We start from the raw sequence: 20,875 nt of genomic DNA on the forward strand, positions 1-20,875 counted from the left end.
CGACATAGAAGATGGCAACCTTCCTGTGATCACTCAAGTGTCTGGTGGCAGTGTCTTTGAAGCGGGACTTTCCAGCGGTTCTGGAGGAGAGAATACGAATCTCGACGTCAGAGGTACCGTTACCATGACGACAGGCAGTGATGATATTGCCAAGCTGGCGTTTGATTTGGAGCAGTTCAATGATCTCAATAACGACGGTATCTACGCCTCCGGTCAACGTATTAGGGTCGAAGAAAAGTCTGCTGAGCCAGGCAGTTATGTAGGCTATATCGAACTTGATGGTGAAAAACTACCCATATTTGAGCTGGATTTAGGTCAGCCGTCGCTGAGTGACTATCACTTCACCTTACTGGCTAATATCGATCACACCGTGCAAGGTCTTGATAGCCAAATCATTGCTTTACCCATTGTCGCGATAGATGCTGATGGCGACGCGTCCTCAAGCGCAGACATTGAAATCAGTGTCACCGATGATATTGCCAGCATCGACGGGTTAAGTAATACCAGCGAGTGGAATGTCGAAGAAGCCAATATTGAGGGAAGTGGTGCATGGGTCGAAGGGCAACTGGAATATACCCAGGGCGCGGATGGCGTGGTGAGTTTTGCGCTCAGCAATCTCGCTCAGACTCAAACTGGCCTGACTTCGGGCGGTACTCCTGTCGTCATTCAACTGATTGAAGGCGCAGATGGTACGACAAGCTATCAAGGTATCGCCAATCAGCAACCCGTCTTTACTTTAGTTCTTGGTGATGACGGCAGTTATCGCTATCAGCAACTGAGGGCTTTAGACCATGCTGAAGACTCCAATGTTCTGACCATTCCTTTTGATGTGGTAGCTGTGGACGGCGATGGGGATCGCTCTTCTGCATTTCGTCTCGGAATCAATGTTGCGGATGATGCACCCGCTTTAAATGGTTGGAGTGGGGGCAATGCCGTCGATGAAGATGACATTGAGTCTATTGGTTCAGATCAAAGTGATTCAAGTCGCGTCTCGGGGCAGTTTGCTGTCGATGACGGTGTGGATGGTGTCACCGAGTATCGATTAATGGACGCGGACGCCATTTTGGCCAGTGTCAGTTCGGGTGAAGACGCTTTAGTCTGGCAAGATGTGATTAACACTGGCTCCACATGGAGCTACACCGCCGTCACAGCAACCAATGCAACCCCGGTTTTCCGAATCATATTTGATACGCAAGATGACAGTTATGCGTTCGAGTTGTTGGGGCCAATTGATCATCCGGTCGCAACCAGTGAAAACGATGTGACGCTCTACTTCACTGTAGCAGCGGTAGATTATGATCACGATGCAAGTAACGTACTGACATTGCCGATTGTGATTACTGATGATATTCCAACCTTGGCTGACCAATCCATCACCAAAGTAGAAGGCAGCGGGTTCGGCCGTACGAGCGTCAACTTCTTTGACCAGATAACGGACCAAGGGGCTGACCGTGCGGAATTAACACGTCTAGAAGGCGGAGTCAGTGGTGATGGCAATCCGATCGTATTTAGAGTCTCAGTCAATACCTATGAAAGCGCCATTGAACTCTCAAGTGGGCAACAAACTGTGCGAGTCTTTGAGCAGCTAGATGGGGATGACGCCCCCAGAGAGTTAGGTGTGCTGCGTATTAACAGCGATGGCTCGGTTCAATTTAAAGCCAACGGTTATTTGGATCATGATGGTGACGACATCACGTTCAGTGTCCATGCCATTGCCACTGATGGCGATGACGATATCGATCAAGCGACGTTAGATGTCACCATCACAGACAGAAACGCCCGCACGATCAATTTAAATGTCACCACCTTTGAAGATGCCGGTCGAGATGCATCTATTGTTTACGCCGCTGGTGATGAGCCCGAGAGCGAGAACATCAATGACAATCAATCAGAGCTTGATAATGCACCGGCAAAATTGAGCGTGCAGGTCAATCTCTATGATGTCGATAATGACGAGTCGATTGGCGCGTTGACCATCATTGGTGGTAATTACGCAGGGACATTCTATTACCAAGACAGTACCGGTGTATTCCACGCTATTAAACAGGATACGGATGGAAAACTGCGTTTAGATGGCAGTGAACTAGTGCAGAGCCAAGCTCAAGATGGCAACAATGTCATTGCCACTATTGATAACCTCTACTTTGTGCCTGATCGTAACTTGGCCACCAATGGCAATATGACTGTGCGGTATTCACTGGATATTCTCAATGGTACCGAAGTGGATCACAGCGTGAATGGCCGAATCCGAATAGACGTTCAGTCGGTTGCAGACATCGCTGTTTGGGATGAAGCAAATAGCATCGATCACTATGAAGTGCTTGAGGATGATAGCAACGTCACACTGACTCTACACGCCCAGACCCAAGACACCAGTGCGCCAGAGACCATTACCTATGAACTTCGAGCAGTGACGGGAGACTTCGAACTGCTCGATAAAGACGGTCAGCCGCTGACGGCAAATAGTGAGGGTGTTTATCTTGTATCTTCCAGCGATATCAATTCGATTCAGATTGATCCTGCGGAGCACTTTTCGGGGCAAATTCAACTGAGTGTGGTTGCAATCAGTGAAGAAGAGGTGAATCCATACATCGTCGGTTCTGTCGATAAGTCGACGGCGCGATCCGAGGCGAAAACCATTACTATCGATGTAGCGCCACATGCCGATACTGGCACACTCAAAGTGAGCCGGATTCGCATCAATGAAGACAACATCGCAGACCCAGACAATACCGAGCTGCAAGGTAATCATGACTCATTGACGTTGGATGAGGTGATTGAAATGTTGCCTTCGGCTGACGCAGATGACTCTGAAGTCCTGTTTGTGCGTATCGCTAATATCACCGAGGGTGCGTCGCTGGCTTGGGTCGGTACGGGCGACAGCCCAATTGTGGAGATCAACGTCGATGGCGTAACGTACCAAGAGATCCCATATGCCGTTATTTCGCAGGTTGAAGTCGTGCCCGCTGCGCACAGCAATGAAGATTTCCGCTTTGAAGTGACGGGTGTCGTGAGAGATAGTGCGTCACTGTCTGATGACGCGACGTTGAGTGCTACACACGACGCCTACATCGGGCCTAAAGTGGTCAATGTTGAAGTGAAAGGGGTGGCTGATGTTCCGATACTCAACGATGAATTTGATTCGGGCTGGGTAGCGGTGACCGATAATGGCCAAATGCGTATCGAGACCACCATTGAAGAGAGCCAAAATGCGAGCAATTTTGCACAACTTGATTTTGAAGTGATCTCCGGTGAAAGGGCGCAAGAGCTGACGGATAACTCAGAGACGCTCAGTGTGATTTTGTCGAACATTCCACAAGGGGTGGTAATCGAGGATACGGATGGCAGTGTCATTGACTTAAACTTCGTCGGCTATGTGAATGGTCAACCTAGCTACGAGGCGAACATTACCGGTGCGATCAATGATTCTGGTATCGTTATTCGCCCTGTCGATTCTTCAACCCAAAATATCGATATTACCGCCACCATTGTCGTCACAGAAAACGATGGTCACAGCTTAAGTTTTGATACTGACATTCGCGTCAATGTCGCCCCTGTCATTGATGCCTCAGAGCAATACACCAACCGCTCGGTGGGCAATGAGGATTCAGCTATTAATATCGATTGGCACCCCAAAGGGAGCGACTATATTGATAGCGATGAGCACTTTACGTCGATCACGATCACTGGTATTCCAAGCGGAGCGATGATTAACGTCAACAACTCAGATGTCAGTGTCGACGTGACGCAAGACGCCAATGGGGTAAGTACTTTGGTCGTCACGCCCAACGGACTTAGCCATGAGGCGTTCACTCAAGTCGCGTTAGAAGCGGACTTTATTCAACTCACCCCTGCCAAAGATGCCAGTACTAATTTCACGCTCTCGACAAGCGTCGAGATAGAAGAGCGCGATGTCGAATACACCAGTGATGATATTGTCGGTGAAGGCGGTCGTGTTAGCGCGACACTCACAGGCTCAATAGAAGTGGTGGTGCGTCCAGTCGTCGAGCCACAAGATGAAAACAATGGCCTGCGTTTATCTAATGAGCAAGGCGTGGTGTTTGAACCACTCTCTTTGACAGGAGATGGGCAGCTAAACTATGTGCCTATCGTCGCGACGTCGGGTGCGATTACGTTTACCACTAATCAAGACAATCCTGATATCAATGATGAGGTCATCATCTCGTACCAAGAAACGGATAACTCGTCGGTCGAGTTGGTCTCTCAAGTGGTGCTTGAACTGAGTTATGTACCAGACCCTAATAATCCTCTTAAAGATCTAACGTTACCAGACTCTGTACTGGATCAGTTGCTGGTGACAGGGGCGGCCTATGAAGGTAATGGGCGTTGGGTGATCACTGACGAGAGTAATTTCAGTGTCAAAGCACCAGAAGGACTTAACTTTGGTGATATCGATTTAACCGGTACGAATGAGCTCCAGATGACCCTGCACACCCAAGTGGTCGACCCCGGTGATATTGATGCCAATGGTGAACTCCTGGAGCCGAATGAATCATCGACTGGTGCTCAGCGCTCAACCAGCGTTGTCATCGCTTTTGCAAAACAGATTATTCCGGGAGATGAGGTGGCTGCAGAGGTCGCCATCACAGACGATCAGATTGTGACGGCGCAAGAAGATACGGTTGTCAATCTCGGTCAGCAGATGACCACACTGAGCGTGTTGTCGTTGAGCGGCGCTATTGATGGCTCACCTGATGAAGTCACCTTGGTGTTTGAACCAAGCGTTGAGATAGGTGGTGTTGTTTATCCGATCACGATTCAAGGGGGCGATGTCGATTTCGTTAATGGTAAGTTTGTTTATCAGACTCAATACAATGACGGCGCTTTGGGTTCTATCGATGGGTTGTCGCTTGTGCTGCCAAACGATTACTCCGGTGATTTTCTATTACCGTTTACGGTGATCAGCAAAGATACCACCAGCGGTGATGAAAACGTCGCGTCTGCCAGTGTGATCGTGCAAGTCGCCCCTGTCGCCGATGTGGAGAGTGGTAACAGCGCCAAACCGAGTTTTTCTATCGATGTCCTAGGTTCACTGGACGACGACATGAGCGCGATTGACGCTGATAACAACGGCCAATCCGATGCTATCGGCTATGAAGACAGTTACATTCAGCTTGCCGTCACCCACGCCATTGCTGATCAATTGAACGGTGAGACTGAAGGTGGCCAAGAAACCTTGAATCAAGTGATGTTGACGCTGGCCAATTCTAATGTGGGCGCCTTTTATCAAGTGGTCGATGACGGAACAGGTGGTCAAGTTTATCAATGGATAGGCACGTCGGTGTCGTTTGATCAGCAAGCCATCAATGACGGAGCATTAGATACGTTATTGTTCAAGCCAGCGTTAAACTATCCGTCTGCAGATGGCAATAATCAGGTGGTGGTGAATATTAGTGGTGAAGTTGTCGATAGCGCGCTCTTCAATCAGTCACCATCAACCGGAGAGGCAACCGATAGCCAAACGTTCACCACGTCGGTGAGCTTTGAGGTCATGCCAGTGGTTGATGACGTGATCGTGTCAGGGCCTGGTAACTCGGCGGACACGATAGAGATTGAAGGTAATGAAGATGAGCTGATAGCGCTTAGCGCATCGGGACCGATCGATATTGCGCTCACCGACGATGATGGCTCCGAGCAGTTTGTGTCGATCAAGTTGACTGGGGTACCCGAGGGATTTTTACTGCTTGCCGATGCGGATAGCGACTACAGCGTGAAAAACAACGGCGACGGTGTGTGGAGTGTGCGTTTACCATCGGCGCAGATGACTCATGTGGATTTGAGTGGAATATCACTTCAAGCGCCGAAAGACTTCAGTGGTACGGTGGAGTTCAACCTAACGGTATTTACTCAAGAGTCACTGCTTGGTGTGCCAACGGAAGTGACAGCGCCGCTACCTAAATTTGTCGTTACCGTGAATCCAATAGGCGATCACGTCGACCTCGACAGCACGGATCGCATCGAAGGCTTGGAAGGAGATAACATCGATATCGAGGTAGATGCGTCAGTGATCGACAATGTGTACAGCGCCTCGAGCGTTTCAGGGGTAAATGAAAATGGTCCAGAAACCCTGCGCGTTACCGTCACAGATGTGCCTGAAGGCGCGAGCATTTACTATCCCGATGGCGTGACGTTAGCGCAGTTCGACGACGCGACACAGACATGGGTGCTCAATATCAATGCGCAGCATCTAGACAAAATCGTGTTCAATTCAGGTGATCGCAACAGCGATAGCCAAAGTGCGACGGCTATCGATAAGCCGTTGACAGTCAAAGTCCAATCGGTAGACAGCGACGCGCAAGGTGTTGAGGTATTAGGTACTCCGGCTGAGTTTTCGGTGATGCTGCTCATCGATGCAGTAAACGATCAGCCAAGGTTTGTTAATGTTTTGGATGTAGACACCTTAGAAGATACATCGGTGGCACTCAACACTTTGCAGATTGACGATATCGACAGCACGCTTGATGACCCGGATGCTATGTATCATCTCACTCTCAGCGTGGATAAGGGCTCATTGCTGGTGCTCAGTGATGCAGAACTCGTCTATGGCTTGACCACAGTGCAAGGGAGTGACGGTCAATGGATTTTGGAAGGCAAGCTCGCGAACATCAATGCTGCACTTGCGGCGTCTGTGGTCGTCTATCAGCCTGCGGACAATGCGAACGACTTGAATAGTGGTGGTCCTGCTCTCGTCACTGCCAAAGTGAACGATTTAGGTAATTTTGGCTTAGTCGATGATACCAACGCGTCAACCAGTCAGAGTGCACAAACCTCGTTCGCAATTCGAGTCACTGAAGTGAATGATCAGCCTGTCGCGGCCTCGCTGGATCTAGGTACCATGTCCGAAGAAGGCTCGATAGTCATTAGCGCGCAATCACTGATTGATGCCAGCTCAGATATTGATGGCGATACGCTGAAAGTGGTCAATCTTCAATTGATGGAAGGGGAAGGGAACCTGGTTGCAAGCTCTGACGGTTTATCTTGGACTTTTACTGCAGGTGAAAACTACTCTGGGCCTGTGCGGTTTAGCTACACCATCGAAGACAATGGTCAAACCCAAGGTAATGACGACTTTCTTCAAGATACTGCGGAGCTGCAATTGCATGTTCAAGGCGTGAGTGACATACCGACACTGACTATTGCCCCAGAAAATGAGGCAATCAGACACATCACTGCCAGTCAAAGCGTGAGCAACCAAGGTATTGCGTTGCTCGGTATTGTCGCAGCACTCACCGACAGTAGTGAAGAACTGAGCTTGTTGATTGAGGGAGTACCAGAAGGCGCAGTGCTAAGTAGCGACAGCGGTACGGTAGTCAACGAGAGTGGGGATTGGTATGCCAGTGCCGATGCGATTAATTCTTTACAAATACAAAACGTTAGCCTAGGTGAGTATTCCTTGACGTTAACCGCAGTATCGACAGAGATTGAAGAGGGCATTGCGATCGACAGCGCTTTCTCTGAACCCATCGAGTTGTCACTGACGGTGGTAGAGGAGGCCAGTGACATTGATGGCTCTTCACAAACCCGTCCTCAGTGGATCATTGCAGGTGACCAAGATACTCAACTGGTCGGGGGCAGTGGTGATGACATCATTGTCAGTGGTTTAGGTTCTGATATTCTCACCGGTGGTCCGGGAATGGACACCTTTGTGTGGAACAGCATTGAAGATGGCGCGGCAGATACGGTCACGGATCTCAATATCGCAGAGGGCGATAGGATTGATTTGAGGGAACTGCTTCCTGAGCTCAAAGCCAATCAGGTGGATATGGATGTGCTGCTCAGTCATGTCAATGCCAGACTGGTCGATGATGATGATATCGAGCTGGAGATCCATCCCGAGGGAGAAAACGGTGCGCGTCAAACTGTGACATTAAAAGATCTTGGTCAGCAAATCAGTTTTGCTGAGATGGACTCATCGCAGATTGTCTCCACCCTAATTGAGCGCAATGTGATCATGCACGATTAGCGTCATTAAGCTAGCCAACCGAAAGATTGGCTAGCTTGACGCTGACTTCTTAGGGCTTGGAAGTCAGCTATTTGCTGCGAACGTAAGCGGCGCAGAACGTGACCACCGCCTGATCGATGGCGGCGTCAACCGCATCATCACTGGGTGTTGGCAGATGGCCAAGCAGTTGAGGCCAAAAGATCACGGCTTTGATTGAGCCAATAAATTGATCGATGGCGAGTGGAATGTTGGCGATCTCGAGTATACCTGCATCGATGCCTTGCTGCGCCCAGCGGTACAAGCCGTAAGAATCCTCAATTGAGGAGAATTTCTCCATCATTAAGGCGGACGTCTCTGCGCAGCGCATACACTCGGTCATCACCATGCGCGCCGTCATCTGGAAATCGTCATTGTTGATGTGACACATCTGTTTGCGTGTGATGGCTTTAAGCTGCTGCTCTATTGCAACAGAAGTGTCAAACTTCAGGTCGTTTTGGTCATCAAAGCGACACATCAGCTTGTCTACAATAACCTCAAACAGGGCATCTTTGTTTGGGTAGTACTTGTAGAGCGTACGTTTTGATACGCCCGCATGGCGAGAAATCCCTTCCATACTCGATTGCTCAAAGCCTTTTTTTGCAAAGACTTCGATGGCGGATTTGATGATATCTTCTTGTTTTATATCGCTTCTAGTGCTCATTAGCCGAACCCAACAAAACTAAAAAGTAAACGATAGTGTTTACTTTTTTTAGGATAGAACCTAAAGTATACACCATCGTTTACTTTTTTGGGTAGCCAATAGGTCATGAAAATGAGCAACGTGATTAAAGCCTCAGTGATTTCTGCGTTAGGTGTCGTAGGATTAAGTCAATTTAGCAAAGCCAATCCCGATTCAGCCCTCGCTCGTAGCGAGCAACAGCGCGCTGAGCGCATCGCCCAGTCGCCTCAGTTTCAAGGTGGTAAAGTGATCACTAGAATGCCTTCAGTGCCTTCTCCTGAAAGTATGTCTTCAGTGATGTGGACCTTCTTTTTTGAGCGCAGCTCCCTAAAGCCGCAAGGTTCTCTACCCAATAGGCCAGTTGATATCGAACGCTTGAATCAGCGTAGTGATGAGATGCGTGTCACTTGGCTTGGGCACTCGAGCCTGTTTATCGATATCGACAAAACGCGCATCCTTATCGATCCGGTTTTCGAATACGCTTCCCCGCGCTTAGCGAAGCGATGGTTTGATCGTAATGTGAGCGCGCCAGTCAGCCGTGAAGCACTACCTACACCGGATGTGATTGTGATATCCCATGACCACTATGATCACTTAGAAGAGTCGACGGTCCGTTATTATGCCGATAAAGAGGTATTGTTCTTTGTGCCTCTTGCTGTTGGTCGTCACCTCGAAAAATGGGGCGTGCCAGCGGAAAAAATCCAAGAGTTCGACTGGTGGGAGTCTGCTCGCGTGAACGGTGTGGAGCTGATCGCTGCACCCGCTAACCATAACTCAGGCCGCACGGGCTTTGATTCCAATACCACGCTGTGGGCATCCTGGGCGATCAAAGGTCAGCATGGTTCACTGTTTTACAGTGGTGATAGTGCTTATGACGATCATTTTGCTCAAATCGGCCAAAAGTTAGGCCCATTTGACATGGCCTTTATTGAGGTGGCGGCAAACGTTAAAGAGGGCAAAGGCTTCCCCGTTGAAAACTGGGGCCACATGCAGGCCAAACATACGATGCAAGCGTTTTTGGATTTAGAGGCTAAACACCTGTTCCCAGTGCATTGGTCCACGTTTGAGCTGTTTGCTCACAAATGGGATGAACCGATGACAGACCTCATCGCGGAAGCGGAGCACGCTAACGCCCACTTGGTCACGCCGATGATTGGTGAGACGATTTTGGTCAGTGACGACATTCAAACCAGCTACTGGTGGCAAGAGCCTGTGACCTATCTGGCGAATGCCCAATTGAGCTACCAAAATTAGTCTGCGATCATCGCCTAACTTGTAGCTAAAAGCCTGCATTTTGCAGGCTTTTTGTATTTCTGGATGGTCAAACTTGTTCGTCCGGGCCAATTAAGGGTGTTTGATTGGCGTCTATTCTGAGCGTTTGGGTTGGGAAGGCGATATCCGCTCCGTGACGGTGGACGATATCTAAAATCTGCAACAGCACATCTTGCTTTACTTTGTGAAAGCGAATCCAATTGACGGTTTTCGTAAAGGTGTAAACCATGATGGTGAGTGATGAGGGAGCAAAGCCATTAAAGTTAACAATCAAGGTCTGTTTTGCGTCAATATCTGGGTGATTTTGCAGCATGCTTTTTATGTCATTGGCGATCGGTTCGAGTTTGGTGCTGTCGTCATAGCGAATGCCGATGTTTTCGTGAATCCGACGGTTGAGCATGCGAGATGGGTTCTCCACTACAATACTGCTGAACACGGAGTTGGGTACATAAAGAGGGCGTTTATCGAAGGTGCGGATGATGGTCATACGCCAACCAATTCGCTCGACGGTACCTTCAATCTCTCTGTCTGGGGAACGCACCCAATCGCCGACTTTAAATGGGCGGTCAAAGTAAATCATCATCCCGCCAAAGAAGTTTGACAGCAGATCTTTTGCGGCAAAACCGACCACTAAGCCACCGACACCACCAAAGGTAAGTAAGCCTGATAAGCTTAGGCCGAATGTTTGCACAACGGTTAATGCGCCAATGACGACAAAGAACAGGCGCGTCACTTTAGCGATGGCTTGTACCGTGGTTTCATCACGCTTCTTTTGTTTGAGAATGTACTCTTCAACATTGCTGATCAGCCGCATCACTACCCAGATGAAGATACCCACAACGAGAAAATGCTTTAGTGTGCTTAACCAGTTGAGGTTAGAGTCAGTTTGCTCTTGCAAGACAAAGCCGAGAGAGATGGTCGCAGGCCAACACCAAATCAGCGTGCTAACGGGTGTTTTGAGCGCAGAAAGCACGAGGTCATCCCAATGGAAATGCGTTTTCTCCACCAAGACTTCTAAGCGCCCATACACCAGACGCCAGACTATCCAAGCGACAAAACTGGCGAGTGTGATGAAAATAACATTGCTGTTCCACTCTTTGATAAACAGCAGCACATCCTGTTGCCAAGCTAAGACTAACTCATTCATTTTATTTATCTTTGGGTTATGCGCAGAGGGTTCAGTATAGAGGTTTAGGTGAGCTGTGAAAACCAGCCGAATGTCAGAGTTTATTGACTGCTGAAATGATCGGAGAGTGCCGTACGTCGGTGCTTGGCCGCGCCGCCACCTTCTAAATCGACCGTATCTTCATAGCCCTCTTTGATAAAGCGTTGCGTGGGGCTGTTGGGCTCGAGTCGTTTCAATTGCGGAGAGCTGAAAGTACCTGCAATTTGGTAAATGGACTTACCGCCCCCTGTGGTGACGAAGACTTTTTTGCCATCAAACTCGAAATCTGTTGCCACTAATCGGTCGTTACGAAATACCCCTTCGCTACTGAGCGTCAGTATTTCGGTATTGTAGGTGGGTGCGCCAATTTCTATCCAGCGTCCGTAGACATGTTTAGGGTGCACATAGTCTTGATAACTCACATACAAGAGTGCGGAAAAGCCGAGCGCTAAACCGATGATCACAACGGGCAATACCACTTTAAAGATGGATACTTTGTTCATAGTTTCGCTTCGATCTTGTGTGAATAAACAACGTCCTACCAGTCTAACCCCTCGCTCGCCGGTTCGATATCTCAAATGAGACCAATTCAGAACTTAGACAAAAAAGTTTGATCTTTAGCCAAATAATGATGCTTTGATAAGCGGTGACGCAATAGGAATCCAATAAGTATAGCGTTCGATGCGTTGGCGTGATGATGCAGTGGAAAGTCGACAAAGGAAATGCTTGCTCTGTCGGGCGGTTTCGTATAAAAGTTTCACTCTATCAATGATAATCGAGTCGTTATTCAAGGAGAGAATCGTGATCAAAGTCAACTCGTACTTCGAAGGGAACGTTCAGTCGTTAGGGTTTAATCAGCAAGGTGAAGCGTCGAGTGTCGGTGTCATGCTCGCGGGTGAGTACACCTTCGGTACAGCAGCACCAGAGCGCATGACAGTGGTGAAAGGGGCATTGACCATCAAACGTGTGGGTGATGCAGACTGGACAACCTATTCCAGCGGCGAGTCATTTGACGTGGCGGGCGACTCTTCGTTTGATCTGCAAGTCAAAGAGGCGACGGCCTACCTGTGTGAATATCTCTGATGCAGTGAGAACCGTATTGGTCTAGATTTGAAACCACGCAATGGCGTGGTTTTTTTGTCTCTCCGCCAAAATGATAACGGTTGCTTCGAAAAATCCGAAATGATAGTCAGTTATTATCAGTTTAATCACGACAGCCATGAACTATACTCATTAGTATGCCGTGATGCATCGTGAGGAGGTGACTATGGCCGTTGTACCCAAACACAAAGACCAGAATAGCCGTTACGATCCCAGCCAGGATTTAACCGCCGACCAGCTTCATCGCTTTGGTAAAGCGGCTAGCAAAGCGCATGAAAGGCGTAAAGAGCTGGCAGAGAGCGGTTCGGTAGTGTCCGCTGCGCGCGCTGCGAAGGATGCGGCATTTCGCCCTGTCTATCGTCCTAAAAAAGACAAACCCAATACCGTTCGTTATGCCGTGTGGCTAGTGGTTGTGATGGTATTCAGTTTGTGGTTGATGTACATGTCTCGTTAAATTCACTTCTCATCCAATTACGCAGAATCAACACGTGCTCGTTTTTGAGTTTTTCTTTCGCGCAAGCAAAGTAGAAAGCTTGATGCGGATTGAGCACAGGTTGGCCAATTTCGACCAAATACCCCAATTTAATGTCATCTCGAACGAACATTCGGTGCGTAACCAACACGCCCAAGTGACGTGTTGCGGCCTGTACGGCTTGGATGGATGCGCTAAAGCTCAGATTTTTGGCGAAGGTGGGCAGAGCAAGTTGATGGGCTTCAGACCAGATTTGCCAGTCGTTTTTGCGTCGATCGTTGAGCGCGACAATGGCGGGTTGTTGAGCGAGAATGACCGCGGGATCCATCAAATGCGCATCCTCAACGTCACCGGCATAACACTGCCTAGCGACCTCTGGACTGGCGACCAGTACAAGTTCGTCATCGGCGAGTTTTTCACAGTAGTAGTCCTGCCAATCTATGGTATTGCCATGAATGAGCGCCACATCCACCCCTTCTTCTTCTAAAACGAATTGACCAATCAAGGTTGAAATACGGATATCAATATCGGGCGCGTGTTGATTGAACTGGCTTACCCGCGGGATCCACCAGTGCATAGCAAGCGAGTTAACCATGTTGAGGGTCAGACGGTTGCTATGGCGATTGGCTAAAAGGTGTGAAGTCGCCGCGACGATCTCTTCCAGTGCTGGTGCCACGCGGCGATAGTATTGCCGCCCCGCTGAGTTGAGAACCACTTGACGACCAACGCGAGTAAATAGAGGTTGCTCTAGTTGTTGCTCGAGCGTTTTTATCGCCTGACTGATCGCGGAATGACTGACATACAAGGCTTTAGCGGCGGCCGTCATACTTCCGGTTTCGGCAACGGCAACAAACGCATATAAGGATTTCATCGGAGCAACTATTTTCATTTGTAAGTTTTTCTAACAGTTAATGTTGTGATTACTCGTTATTCATTGCTGAAAAAGGTCGATAGACTGGGCGCAGATAACGGAGGAATAATGAAAACCACACAAGACATCTCTGCATCACCTGTCCTTTTTATGTTGGCCTCTACCTTCAGTTTGTCACTGACTGGGCTAATGTCAAAACTTTTAACAGATTCTATCGCACCGAGCGCACTGAGTTTTTTGCGTTTTTCGGTGCCTGCACTGTTGATTGGGTTGATGATCAGTCGGTCGTCATGGGCGCCGCCTCGCGGACAAGTCCGAAAAGCACTTTGGGTACGTGCGCTGTGTATTGCTGCGTGTCAGATTTGTTTTATCTACGCCTTGAGCCACCTCAGTTTGGTTGAAAGCGTGGTGCTGTTTGGTACTGGGCCGCTGTTTATCCCCGTGTTGGAAAAACTCATTTTTCGCACTGCTATTGGAGCGATCGCGCTGTGGGGACTCACGTTCACATTTGTTGGTGTGGTATTGCTTGCTGGGGAGTGGGGAGCGCTGACCTTCAAACCGGCGTTATTGGTTGGGTTACTGGCCGGTCTTTTTAATGCGGGCTCGCAGCTCAGTTTGTACCGAGTCAGTCATTCGTCGATGAGCAGTTTGGCGATTAACCTTTGGACCTTCGTGCTTGCGGCCTTGCTGGTTGCCCCCTATTTGATTTGGCAAGCGGTCACCTCTGCGCCGCTTGTTTCTCCTCTGACTGGATATTCGCTCCATTGGGGCTGGGGCTTACTGGCTTTGTTGATTGTGTTGATGTCACTGCTGATCATTAACACTCAGGTATTTCGAGCCAAGGCGTACCGTTTAGCGGCTTCGGGCTCTCAACTTGCTCCGCTTATTTTCACCAATTTAATCTTTTCCACCCTATGGCAATGGGTCTTTTATGATGAGCATTACCATCTATGGCAGTGGATTGGCCTGTCGATTATCGTTCTCGCTAACGTTATGGTGGTGCTAGTACCTCACTGGCAGAATAAAAAGCCCAAGCTGTTATGGAATAGATAGTACTTCGTAAGCCGAGTGCCACTAGTCAATCGATGATGGCTTGATGCGCAAGCCATAAGGCAGCGCACTGAACACCGATTTGTGACGCGACGGTATCGGAGCCTCGTTCACGCCTTGCCAGTCAAGCAGCATAATAGCCAATACGTTGCGATGTTCACCGTAGGTCAAATCAAAATCACCGCTGACTGAAGCGATCATACCGCGCTCAGCATTGATGGATTGTTTAATCGCGGCGCGCGTTTTATCGACAACAGGATCATCCTCAAGCCCCGCCAGTAAAAAGGCGATGCCCACTTCGGCGATAATGTCCTCTTTGGTACGAGCTAAAATGGTGTCGATATTCTCGCGTAGATAGTGGTAAAGCCACTCATACTGTTTCTCGTCAACCGCGTGCTGATAGTAGTGTGATGCGGCAAAAATGATGTGCGTCATACCGTAGATTTTATTGCCGTATTGTTGATTGGATAAGGCAGCGTCTTCGGCATCTGGGTAGGTGCTTCGAAAGGTCTGTGTAAATGCCTCAACCACATCTTGCTCTTCGAGTTGTTGTAGCCAATAGACTTGATTGGCCAGTTGGGCTGCCCACGCTTTGATCATGTCTGGGTCGGTGACATAGCGTTTGAAATCGTAGCGACGGATCACGTTTCGTAGCGCGTTATCATCCAGATGCTCTAAATGATATTCGTTGGCGCGAGCCAGAGAGCCGAGCAGGTCGACACCCAGGTAAATGTACTCTGGGTAGCGCTTAGTCATTTGATAACGGCGTTGACTGCGCTCATCTGAATCCCCTTCATAGCTGCGATTGCGCTTTTGGGCGTAGGCCATGATTTGCTCTGGAGTGTGTACTTGCGCTGCAAATCGGTTGAGTCGACTCGCCACCCTTGCCATATCGCTCCACACTGCGGCTGCGTATTGGTCATCAAGCGTTTGGCGATACATTCTCAAACCGTAATGGCCCTCTTTAAAGGCTGGCAAAGTGTAAAGTTTACGCTCGTAAGTTTGGCGGATAACCTCTGCCGACTGCTCGTACGTCATCGTCTGAGCGTGAAGCAGCGTACTCAAAGTGGTTATGCACAAAATAAGCAAAGTGGTAGGGAGTCGCATTCATGTGTCCTTACAATCGGATACCGAGACAAAAACGGTGAGCGTGGAGTAAAACAAACATTCTTCAATGTTATGTGAGCGCCCCGTCAAATGAAGGCGAATAATGCGTGAGATGAGGTAAAGCACAAGCGATGGAGAGGAGAGGTTGAGAAAGTCACGTCTTTGTTGTTAATTTAGCTATCATTAAATTAACAAGTGTGAATGAAGCGACTGAAAATATTAACAAAGGTGTGTAACCTTATGGGCAATACTGGTAATAACTAATATTTGCGCCAATAATAAATCACTGATCTTTATGTTTTTTATTTTTATGTGTTTCAAAGCCATAGGAGGCTGAGTGAAATCAAGCTTTGGTAGGCAGTGGCCAGTCTATCTCCTGTTTATGCTGTTGTGTGTTTGCTCCGTGAGTTTGGTGGAGTTCCTAGACCGCAGCCAAAAGAGTTTTCTGCGCGATAGTATGTTAGCGCGAGCGAAAGAAGAGTTGTCCATTATTCGCTCAGAGATTGAAGCCTCAATCGTGTCCGATATTTATGTGGCTAACGGCCTCTCTTCTTTGGTTGCTGCCAATCCTGACTTTGACTTTTCTGGTTGGGATTTAATCGCATCGAGCATTATGCGCCGCAGTAATAATGTCATGGTCGTCGCACTGGCACCGGATGATGTTATCCAATACATCTACCCGCTAGATGGTAATGAAAAGGCCGTAGGTTTGGTGTATCAATCGATTCCAGAGCAATGGCGTACCGTACGAAAAGCGCAGCAATTACAAGAAATTTTCATTGCCGGACCCGTCGATCTCGTGCAAGGCGGACAAGGATTGATTGCACGCGTGCCGATTTTTATGGACCCTCCCTACAACAGCAAGTATTGGGGAGTGTGCAGTGTGGTCATGTCACTTGAGTCTCTCTATCAACAAGTCGGGGTGGAAGCGTTTGAATACAAATACCACCTAGCGATGCGAGGGGTAGACTCTTCTGGTGAAGAAGGCGAGATTTTCTACGGCAGCCAAGCGGTATTTGATGACGCATTTTCTGAAGAGATCGTACGCTTCCCCTATGGGAACTGGCAAATTGCTGCGTCAGAGAAAACCGATTTGCTCGCCACTATTGAGTGGTATCGCGTTAACGCCGTGCGCATTTTAGGCTACCCGATGACCATGCTGCTTTTGTTCGCGTTCTCTACTATCTATCGATTGTATGACAATGCGCACAAACGCTCCCTGCAAGATGAGCTCACTGGGCTGCCCAATCGTCGCTACTTTATGTACTCACTCCAGCAGCAGTTTGATCTGGTCTCAAGAGATGAGAAAAAAGGCGGCTTTGCTCTTTTGAATATCGACCTAGATGGCTTTAAGTTCATTAATGACACCTACGGGCATGCCGCGGGTGATAAGGTGCTGGTGGCGGTGGCTGAGCGTTTGGTTAGCACGTTACGCGCCTCGGACACTGTAGCTCGTGTTGGCGGGGATGAGTTTTTAGCTATGCTGCCTCGCGTCAATCGTGAAGAGGACGTAGACCGCATTCGCACGGAGTTAACTAAAGCGATTGCCCGCAACCCAATCATATATGAGCAACACTTGATCACAATTGAGGTGAGTATCGGCCACGCGATGTACAACGCGAATATGCGCAATATTAATCAGCTGCTCAAGCTCGCGGATAGCAGTATGTATGACATCAAACGCCATCACCGCAAGGGATTCGGCACGTCTTAGAGGTGGATGATGAAGAACTTGACTCAATGGCTAGCGGCGTACGGTGAGAGCCATCAAAACCCGATTAATCAGAAAATTCATAAAGTGGCTGTGCCGGGTATTTTCTTGTCGGTCGTTGGGCTGATTTGGTCACTGCCGAGTTTGGAGTTGTATGGGCTCCGTCTCAATTGGGTTTGGGTGGCCGCACTCCCTGTGATGATGTTCTATTTTCGCTTGTCGCTTAGCGTGTTTATTATGATGCTAGGCTTCCTTTTCGCGTGTATTGCGTTAATTTGGTCTCTGGAGATCATGAGGGCGCCGGTGTTGTTGGTCTCCATAGCACTGTTTGCGGTGCTCTGGATAGCACAATTTATTGGTCATAAGATCGAAGGGAAGAAGCCGTCGTTTTTCGAAGATATCCAATTTCTTCTGATTGGACCGATTTGGGTGTTTAGTAAACGCTAGTCGATGATTCTATCCCTTGTTCTCTGCGCCGCCTAACCGATGTTGGGCGGCGCTTTTTTGATCTCTGGGAAACTCGATGCGTCATGGTTTGCATTTTGCAATGATCAACATTTTCGCAAAACGCAATTATTCTTATTTTGCTTGACGATTATGTGTTCTGTTTGCATGAAACTGATGACGAAGTGAGCGAAGTGATTGATTTTTGGTTAACTTAAAAGTTGGCACGGTTACTGCTTTATTTATAGTGACCCTTATTAAGCCGAGGGTCACCTAGCCAACTGACGTTGTTAGTGAATACGATTTTGTTCACAATCATATATAGCCAATCACACCGATTTGTGATTGGCTTTTTTCTTTCTGTCTCGCCTCTCTGTCTCGAATGGGTTTCTTCAACCTCTATTCACCACCTTGGCAATTTTCATAACAGCTTGGTTTCCTCGGACACACGGCACCTCGTGAGCATATCACGCGCGCATCTGACTGAATGCCTCGCTCAATCCAGTTAATGTTGAGTATTTTAGCGATGGTGGTGAATTCCCGGCTGATATGACGTGGAATGGGGGCGCTACCACCCTGACTGACGCATAAACTTTTGAGTTCCTGAGCGATATCGTGTGAATTCCCGCCCTGAGCATCAATGGCTGGGTTAAGATCGATGCCTGCGCACAAGACGCGGTTGTTCCCTGCAGGATCGGTCATGTTGACTGACTCACAGCAGTAAATTCTTGGCTCATCCCCGACGTTGAGAATAGAGATCTGCGCAGAGCTACCTTGTTGTGGCTCAGACAAGCGACGGAAAACAGCCCAGTGCTGACACGGGTCATTGACCTTCCGCATGTTGCCCCAAGGAAGCGGGATCCCGTTACCACGATAGACCGCTTTAAGCTTGTTTTGTCCGTACGCATCAAAATAGTGCCAGTGAGGATAGGGCGAAACCACGGTCATACGACGCATCGCAACCGATGGTGATACGCCTGCTTTGAGGTGGACGTCAATCTCATACCCGCTGCGGTCTAGTAATTGTCGGAAAGGGACTTTAGGGCAAAGTAGCGCGCCCGCAAAAAAACTCGACTCAAAATCACGCCACGCTTGCAAAATGTCTTGCGAGTTGAGCTCTGAGCTCGGCGTGGTTTGGTTGTAGTCCTCCCAACTGTTGGCATGCCCCACCGTCAGTACGCTTTTCAACCCTTCTTTGCTGTGCAGAACACAATGGCCGATATAGACCGCCAAATCATACTTAAGGCGAGTCGGATACTCTTTGAGGATTTCATTAAGGAACAGAGTTCCGGGCGGTTCAAAGAAGGACGTCACGACTTGCTTGGCGTTAATCCCAAGCTCATCCACCACATCTTGCGGTGCGCGTTTGACCCAGCGAATGGTGAGCCCAAGGCTTCGGGCAATGCCCATCAAATCTTCCGCTGAGAGGTTCAGGCGTTTGAGGCCCACTTCTTCTGCTGCACGTTCGAGATCAGGAAAGTGGTTTTGATGGCTCTCTTGATGAGCGCGAATCAGCAAATGAGCAAACTGACGACCTGTAATGCCGGTTTGCGAGAGCATCTCCGGAATGGCGATTTGGAGAATTTCATTCGAGAACAGAAAGCTCGGCTCAAGCGCCATGCCGCTGATCCCACCGCGGTTGCCTTTATCAGGCGTGATGTCGGCCTGTTCTGGCTCGTCATCTAAGAACCAAGCGGGATCTTTTTGGAAAACTTGTGCAATGACCTCCAGCATGTCGATGCTTGGCACGCGTTTTCCTCGTTCGATCATTGAAAGGTAAGAGACCGACGGTGCGTATTCAGGGCTAACTCTCACACAGCGTGCAGAGAGATCCTCCATAGTTAAGTGGTTGCGTTTTCTCAGGTTTCTAATTTTCGTCCCGAGGAAATGGGATTGGCGAATCAAGCTTTTTGACACTGGCATTTTGTAAAATTCACATTGTAAAATTTTTGTTGTGAAATTGTAGTCAAAAATTCACTAGTATACAAAGTAAGCAAAGTCACAAATTTGAAACTTGTTAAACGCGAGTTTGAAATATTTGCTCTAGGACATGATGCTGTGAAATATCCGTGAGGGAAACACTATGAATATGCTGACATTCGATAAGACAGAAATCCAAAATCAAAACCGCCCTTTTATCGCTGAAGCAGTCTTCGCGGTAGAAACCATCAACGCTAATCAAGCAAGTGAAAAGCAAACCAAATCGAAGCAGCTGCTCGATAGACTGTTCCCCCTAGAAAATGGGTCGCACAAAAATGTCACAGCGTACGTGATCGACTATCGACACGTTATGGCGTACTTCAAAGACGGCAGTCACAGTGGTCTCAAGCATCCCAAACACTTTGTTGCTTACACAGGAAGTAAAGAGACGCCTGCCTCCTTACTGCTTCGTGATGGGACTGGCAGCCATGTTGAAGTGACCTTTGGCCATCACAAAGGGACAGGTTGTGTGGAGCTCGTGTGTATCGATGACATCCAGCTTGAAACCTGCACCATGTTCCCTCACGAAATGGGTGAGATGTCGGCAATGCGTCACTGGATTAGCCTCGTAAAAGGCGATGAGAAGGGTAAACCCCAAGCGTGTACAGAAGAGAAAGAGTTCACGGCGAAAAATGGCGACGATTACCAATTAGGCTGTTGCTACACTATGGGCAACTAAGCGCCACTCTAGTACAAAGTCAAAAAAGGATACGTCATGCGTATCCTTTTTAGGTTATTGGGTTTGGCTTTTGAGCCACACTGCTAAAAATGAAGTTGAATGACAGACGTGACAACGGCACCTGGACGGCGAACGCCTTCAATTTCGACTTTGATCTCGCGCTCCACCTCTAATCCTTTACGGATCGGCGTGACCTTAGACAAAGTACTGACCGCACGGACTCGGTTGCCAGCTTTGACAGGGTAAGGGAAACGCACTTGGTTCAACCCAATGTTGACGACCATCTTAGCCGTCGGGAATAGGTTGTTGTCTGGATCGACACTGTCGGTCAATTTTGGCAGC

The 20,875-nt window shown here is 48.6% G+C and carries 15 protein-coding genes; 8 read left to right on the top strand and 7 right to left on the bottom strand.

From position 1 onward, the window contains the following. Window positions 1-25: 25 nt before the first annotated feature. Window positions 26-7,984, top strand: a complete 7,959-nt coding sequence (locus AC6R1A_RS07685) for a T1SS-143 repeat domain-containing protein (protein ID WP_500632859.1) — start codon at window positions 26-28, stop codon at window positions 7,982-7,984. A gap of 67 nt (window positions 7,985-8,051) precedes the next feature. Here AC6R1A_RS07685 and AC6R1A_RS07690 read toward each other — a convergent pair whose 3' ends face one another. After that, complete coding sequence (locus tag AC6R1A_RS07690; RefSeq protein ID WP_500626767.1) at window positions 8,052-8,663, bottom strand: TetR/AcrR family transcriptional regulator; 612 nt, start codon at window positions 8,661-8,663, stop codon at window positions 8,052-8,054. A 111-nt stretch (window positions 8,664-8,774) separates the two neighbouring features. On the opposite strand from AC6R1A_RS07690, the gene AC6R1A_RS07695 reads away from it, so the two are divergent. Continuing rightward, on the top strand, window positions 8,775-9,935 hold the full coding sequence (locus AC6R1A_RS07695; RefSeq protein ID WP_500632860.1) for an MBL fold metallo-hydrolase: 1,161 nt from the start codon (window positions 8,775-8,777) through the stop codon (window positions 9,933-9,935). Between the two features lie 67 nt (window positions 9,936-10,002). Here the strand turns inward: AC6R1A_RS07695 and AC6R1A_RS07700 are convergent, their stop codons facing one another. Further along, entirely contained in the window at window positions 10,003-11,100 is a 1,098-nt protein-coding gene (locus AC6R1A_RS07700; RefSeq protein WP_500632861.1) for a mechanosensitive ion channel family protein, read from the bottom strand. Window positions 11,101-11,180: 80 nt separating this feature from the next. Beyond that, on the bottom strand, window positions 11,181-11,621 hold the full coding sequence (locus tag AC6R1A_RS07705) for a DUF2850 domain-containing protein (RefSeq protein ID WP_334552145.1): 441 nt from the start codon (window positions 11,619-11,621) through the stop codon (window positions 11,181-11,183). 298 nt (window positions 11,622-11,919) lie between these two features. Here AC6R1A_RS07705 and ppnP point away from each other — a divergent pair, with 298 nt between their 5' ends. Together ppnP and AC6R1A_RS07715 are read left to right on the top strand one after the other, a co-directional pair. Next, the gene (gene ppnP, locus AC6R1A_RS07710) at window positions 11,920-12,201 is read left to right on the top strand and encodes a pyrimidine/purine nucleoside phosphorylase (protein ID WP_500626764.1); all 282 of its coding nucleotides are present in this window, start codon (window positions 11,920-11,922) and stop codon (window positions 12,199-12,201) included. A gap of 184 nt (window positions 12,202-12,385) precedes the next feature. Then, the gene (locus AC6R1A_RS07715) at window positions 12,386-12,673 is read left to right on the top strand and encodes a hypothetical protein (RefSeq protein WP_334552143.1); all 288 of its coding nucleotides are present in this window, start codon (window positions 12,386-12,388) and stop codon (window positions 12,671-12,673) included. On the opposite strand, the gene AC6R1A_RS07720 is transcribed toward AC6R1A_RS07715, so the two are convergent. After that, window positions 12,642-13,580 (bottom strand): LysR substrate-binding domain-containing protein, encoded by a 939-nt coding sequence (locus AC6R1A_RS07720; RefSeq protein ID WP_500632862.1) that lies wholly within the window; start codon window positions 13,578-13,580, stop codon window positions 12,642-12,644. The two genes, AC6R1A_RS07715 and AC6R1A_RS07720, sit on opposite strands and share 32 nt — an antisense overlap. 90 nt (window positions 13,581-13,670) lie before the next feature. On the opposite strand from AC6R1A_RS07720, the gene AC6R1A_RS07725 reads away from it, so the two are divergent. Continuing rightward, complete coding sequence (locus tag AC6R1A_RS07725; protein ID WP_500632863.1) at window positions 13,671-14,615, top strand: DMT family transporter; 945 nt, start codon at window positions 13,671-13,673, stop codon at window positions 14,613-14,615. Between the two features lie 21 nt (window positions 14,616-14,636). Here AC6R1A_RS07725 and AC6R1A_RS07730 read toward each other — a convergent pair whose 3' ends face one another. Continuing rightward, entirely contained in the window at window positions 14,637-15,719 is a 1,083-nt protein-coding gene (locus tag AC6R1A_RS07730) for a DUF3541 domain-containing protein (RefSeq protein WP_500632864.1), read from the bottom strand. 382 nt (window positions 15,720-16,101) lie between these two features. Between AC6R1A_RS07730 and AC6R1A_RS07735 the strand changes: the two genes are divergently transcribed. Together AC6R1A_RS07735 and AC6R1A_RS07740 are read left to right on the top strand one after the other, a co-directional pair. Then, window positions 16,102-17,433: a diguanylate cyclase gene (locus AC6R1A_RS07735; protein WP_500632130.1), complete on the top strand. Its 1,332-nt coding sequence runs from the start codon at window positions 16,102-16,104 to the stop codon at window positions 17,431-17,433. 9 nt (window positions 17,434-17,442) lie between these two features. Then, on the top strand, window positions 17,443-17,877 hold the full coding sequence (locus AC6R1A_RS07740; RefSeq protein WP_500632892.1) for an Mpo1 family 2-hydroxy fatty acid dioxygenase: 435 nt from the start codon (window positions 17,443-17,445) through the stop codon (window positions 17,875-17,877). Between the two features lie 396 nt (window positions 17,878-18,273). Here the strand turns inward: AC6R1A_RS07740 and AC6R1A_RS07745 are convergent, their stop codons facing one another. After that, the gene (locus AC6R1A_RS07745) at window positions 18,274-19,797 is read right to left on the bottom strand and encodes a DUF3612 domain-containing protein (protein WP_334552139.1); all 1,524 of its coding nucleotides are present in this window, start codon (window positions 19,795-19,797) and stop codon (window positions 18,274-18,276) included. 160 nt (window positions 19,798-19,957) lie between these two features. On the opposite strand from AC6R1A_RS07745, the gene AC6R1A_RS07750 reads away from it, so the two are divergent. Then, window positions 19,958-20,533, top strand: coding sequence for an aldolase/citrate lyase/malate synthase family protein (locus tag AC6R1A_RS07750; RefSeq protein WP_500632083.1), 576 nt, complete (start codon window positions 19,958-19,960; stop codon window positions 20,531-20,533). Between the two features lie 83 nt (window positions 20,534-20,616). Here the strand turns inward: AC6R1A_RS07750 and AC6R1A_RS07755 are convergent. Then, window positions 20,617-20,875: hotdog family protein (locus AC6R1A_RS07755; RefSeq protein WP_500646170.1), on the bottom strand; the 259-nt coding region annotated here is incomplete at its 5' end.

This window comes from Vibrio sp. R10-SG3-ISO3 (assembly GCF_059834225.1).